This window comes from Myxococcus sp. CA039A (assembly GCF_013336645.1).
Taxonomy (GTDB): domain Bacteria; phylum Myxococcota; class Myxococcia; order Myxococcales; family Myxococcaceae; genus Myxococcus; species Myxococcus llanfairpwllgwyngyllgogerychwyrndrobwllllantysiliogogogochensis.
The window spans coordinates 1-4,084 of sequence record NZ_JABUMQ010000540.1 but is presented as its reverse complement, the minus strand read 5'-3'; the positions used below and the strand labels follow the sequence as shown (position 1 = coordinate 4,084).

2 protein-coding genes and 1 pseudogene are annotated in these 4,084 nt (G+C 69.1%); 2 read left to right on the top strand and 1 reads right to left on the bottom strand.

The window, feature by feature from the left end:
- Both HR086_RS45250 and HR086_RS49325 read left to right on the top strand, forming a co-directional pair.
- A partial coding sequence (locus tag HR086_RS45250; protein WP_174468751.1) for a serine/threonine-protein kinase occupies window positions 1–3,167 on the top strand: 3,167 nt, incomplete at its 5' end.
- A gap of 17 nt (window positions 3,168–3,184) precedes the next feature.
- Entirely contained in the window at window positions 3,185–3,499 is a 315-nt protein-coding gene (locus tag HR086_RS49325; protein WP_174468752.1) for a hypothetical protein, read from the top strand.
- An 85-nt stretch (window positions 3,500–3,584) separates the two neighbouring features.
- On the opposite strand, the pseudogene HR086_RS45240 reads toward HR086_RS49325, so the two are convergent.
- Window positions 3,585–3,794 (bottom strand): annotated as a pseudogene (locus HR086_RS45240) (integrase core domain-containing protein); the annotation flags it as partial.
- Window positions 3,795–4,084 lie beyond the last annotated feature (290 nt).

The following is a 4,084-nucleotide window of genomic DNA, read 5'->3' as shown; positions in this document are numbered from 1 at the left end:
CGCTGGAGCTGCTGGGGCGCGGGGGGATGGGGGAGGTCTACAAGGCGAGGGACCGGAGGTTGGGTCGCTTCGTGGCGCTCAAGTTCGTGCGGGAGGCGGACCCGGACCGCGTCATGCGCTTCCTCCAGGAAGCCCGCGCGCAGGCGCGCATCGTCCATCCTCACGTCTGCCGCGTGTACGAGGTGGGCCGTGTCGGCGCGCGGGACTTCATCGCGATGCAGCTCGTGGACGGCACCCGGCTGGACCGCGTGGCGCCCGACATGTCGCTGGGCGAGAAGGTCCAGGTGATGCGGGAGGTCGCCTCGGCGATGCACGAGGCGCATCGGCTGGGCGTCATCCACCGCGACCTCAAGCCCTCCAACATCCTGGTGGAACGGCAGGAGGAGCGGCGCTGGTACCCGGTGGTGACGGACTTCGGGCTGGCCCACGACGCGGACCTGGAGCAGGGGCTCACGAAGACAGGGGCGGTGCTGGGCACGCCGTCGTACATGGCTCCCGAGCAGGCGCGCGGAGACCGCGCCAGCGTGGACCGGCGCACGGATGTCTATGGCCTGGGCGCCACGCTGTACGAGCTGCTGACAGGGGTGCCGCCGTTCCGCGACACCACCTCCGTGGGCACGTTGCATCAGGTGTTGCACGAGGACGTGGTTGCTCCTCGCCTGCGCGTGCCGGAGGTGGCGGGCGACCTGGAGACCATCGTCCTGACGTGTCTGAACAAGGACCCGGCGCGACGGTATGCCTCGGCGCGCGCGCTGGCGGAGGACCTGGACCGGTACAGGGATGGCGAGCCCATCCTCGCGCGAAGACCGGGGCTCGTCGCACGAGGACGGCGGTGGGCGCGCAAGCACCGCGCTCTCGTCGTCGTCTCCGCCGTCTCCCTGCTGAGTGTGCTGGTCGTCTCCGTCCTGGGTGTGCGCTCGTGGAGTCAGGCCGAGGGACGCGCCCGTCTGGCGGAGCACCTGGGGCAGCAGGTGAAGGACGTGGAGTGGCTGATGCGCGCGGCCTTGATGGCGCCACTGCATGACACGTGTCCGGAAGAGCGGCTCGTGCGGGAGCGGATGGTCCAACTCACCTCGACACCGCACGCGCTGGGGGTGCATGGCGAGTCGTTGGTGCATTACGCACGAGGCCGCGGCCATCTGGCGATGGGCGAGTTGGAACAGGCCCGCGAGGAGCTGACTCGCGCGGCGGGGCTGGGGCTGGATTCTCCCGAGCTGAATCTGGCGTTGGGGAAGACGCTGGGCGGCTTGTACCTCCTGGCGATGGAGACGGCGCGACGCCGGGGCGGGCCCGAGTGGGTGGCCGAGCACGCGCGGACCCTGGAAGTGGACCTCCTCGCGCCCGCCCTGCGCGCGCTGGAGCGAGGGCAGGGCGCGGCGGGGGAGTCGCCACGGCTGCTGGCGGGATGGATGGCGTTCTATCGCCAGGACCTGGCTGGGGCGGAGGCCGCCGCGTCGGGTGCGGAGGCCGAGACTCCGTGGATGCTGGAGCCGCGGATGCTCGCGGCGGACGTGGCTCATGCGCGGGCCATGGAGCGGCTGGGCCGTGGGGATTACGAAGCCGCGCGCGCGGACTTCCTGGAGGCGGCACGTCGCTATGAACGTGCGCTGGAGCTGGGACGCAGCGATGCGCGGGGCCACGAGGCGCTCGCGGAGGTCTGGCTCCAGCAAGCGGACCTGGACCGGAAGGAGGGCCGCTCGCGCAAGGACTCGTTGTCGCTGGCGCTGGAGGCGAGTGAGCGGGCGCTCGTCGCATCGCCCATGCGCGCGTCCGCGCACACGAAGCGGGCGCTGGTGTTGATGAATGCCTATCGCGCGGCGAGTCCCCTGGATGGGAACGAGGAGCCGAAGCGGCTCCTGGGAGAAGCCATTGCGTCTGCCTCGCGAGCCATCGAGCTCGAACCCCGGGAGGTCCTGGCGTACGACACGCTGGGCTTCAGTCTCTTCCTGCGGGGGCTTCAAGTCGCGCGCGAGGGCGGAGACCCCGGGGCGTCGTGGGACGAGTCCATGGCCCAGCTCACCCGGGCACTGGAGCTGGAGCCGGCCTACCCCTGGGGACACAATGACCTGGCGCTCGTGCACCGGTGGAAGGGCAATCATCAGCGCGAGCACGGTCTGGACCCGCGTCCCGAGTACGAGGCCTCGGGGAAGCACCTGCGGCTCGCGCTGCGCACGGACCCCCGGTACCTCTTCGCGCACTCGAATCTGGCGGAGCTGCACAACTCGCTGGGGACGTACGCGCTGTCGCGAGGCGAGGACCCGAGCCCGGACGTGGAACGCGCATTGGAGGCGGGACGGGGCGCGCTCGCGTTGGATGGTCGCTTCTACTCCGCGCTGAACGAGGTGGCGCTGGCGGAGCTGACCCACGCCTCGTACCTCATCGACGTGGGAGGTGACGCGAGTCCCACGTTGACCCGGGCGCTCGATGCACTCGCCCGCTCGCTGAGCATCAATGCGACGGCGGGACGCACCCACTTCCATGTCGCGTCGGCGCACTTGTTGTTGGCGACCCAGGCGGTGCGTGACGGGAAGTCTCCCGAGACTCCGCTGGCGGATGGGCGCCGGGCGCTGGAAGAGGCGTTGCGTGTGGACGCGCGCTGCGCGGATTGTCGCGTCGTGGGCTCAAGTCTGGAGTTGATGGGCGCGGAGAGGGCCCGGCGGCAGGGGAGGAGCGCGGTGGAGACGCTCCTGCGAGCCCGTGCCGAGGCCCGTCGCGCCGTGGCGCTCTATCCGTATCTCGAGGCCCATGTGTCGCTGGCGCGGGCTTCGTGGAAGCTGGCGGAGGCGCAGCCCCTCGCGGAGGCGAGAGTCGCGCTGGCCGAGGGCTTGAAACAGGTGGAGCTGGCGATGCGGCTCGACCCGAATCAGGCGCAGGCACATGCGCTGCGTGCCGGGCTGTTGTTCATGGAGGCGCGGGTGGGCTCCACGCAGGAGGAAGGTGTCCGTCAGGCGAAAGCCGCGCTCGCGCGAGCCCTGGAACTCAACCCCTTGCTTCGTCGTGAGTACATCGAACTGATACGAGGCCTGGACGCCATGGTCCAGGTCCCCGTCGCAGGACCTGCAAAGTGGCTGGCCCCCGTAGAACATCCAGGGGTCATCCACCTCCAGGCACCCGGCGGTGAACGGTTGCTCGACACCCAGCGAGGCGTGAATCCCCGTCAGCGGTGACCCTGACCTCATTGCACATGGATATGGGTAACGGAATGAAAGACAATGCAGAGCGGCGGTTTGGAAGGCCAGCAGCGCTCTGGCTGGGATTGTTTCCATGGGTCAGCTGTGGACAGCCCACCGGCGCGCCAGGAGCGCAGGTTTCGACAGGCGCTGCTCTGTCGGGGGCTCAGGCTCAAGCCCGTATCGCCGCTGGCGATTCCCATTCGCTGGCGCTGCGCTCAGACGGCACTGCGTGGGGCTGGGGCTACAACGCATTCGGCGAGGTGGGGGATGGCATCACGAGCAAGCGCTCCACCCCGGTGCCGGTGCCAGGGCTGATCGGGATATAGCCGCATCCGCCTGGTGAGCGAGCGCAACGCGGACACGGTGGACCTGTACCGCACCGGATTGTCGAGACACCCAGGCGGGTCGTAATCAGGCCGCTTGTTTCAGCTGCGGCAGCGCTCGCCGGGCCTGACTCGGCGAGAGGAAGTTGTGGCGCTCCAGCAGCCGGTGCTCGTTGTATCGGTGGGCCCACTCCAGCAGGGCCGTCCGGAGGTACTCCACGGGGGAGAAGATGCTCACCCAGAGCAGGTGCTCCTTGAGGGTGCGAATGAAGCGCTCGGCGCAGCCGCTGCCCTCGGGGCCTTCGAACAGAAGCAGTACCCGGGTGTGAGCAGCAACCAGAGAACCAGGGTGACCCGCGCCATTGCAGTTATCGATGAGAGGAGGCTCCTCTTCCGTCTGGCTCACCTGGATGCTAAACCGGAGTTCGTGATTCTCGATCAGGCCGGAGGGCGGGCGGGCCTGAAGTGAGCGGGAAGAGGGAGCAGGGGCACCTCTCGTTCGGCTCTGTGTGCGCAGAAGACCTGAGAGCGAGAAGGCCCTGCCCGAGGGCAAAGGTAGGCAGTGGCTGAAGAGGAAGCAGCGCCAGG

What these genes read in the sequence shown, in the direction of transcription:
- HR086_RS49325 (WP_174468752.1), top strand. Translation starts at nt 3,185, where the DNA reads ATGGATATGGGTAACGGAATGAAAGACAATGCAGAGCGGCGGTTTGGA.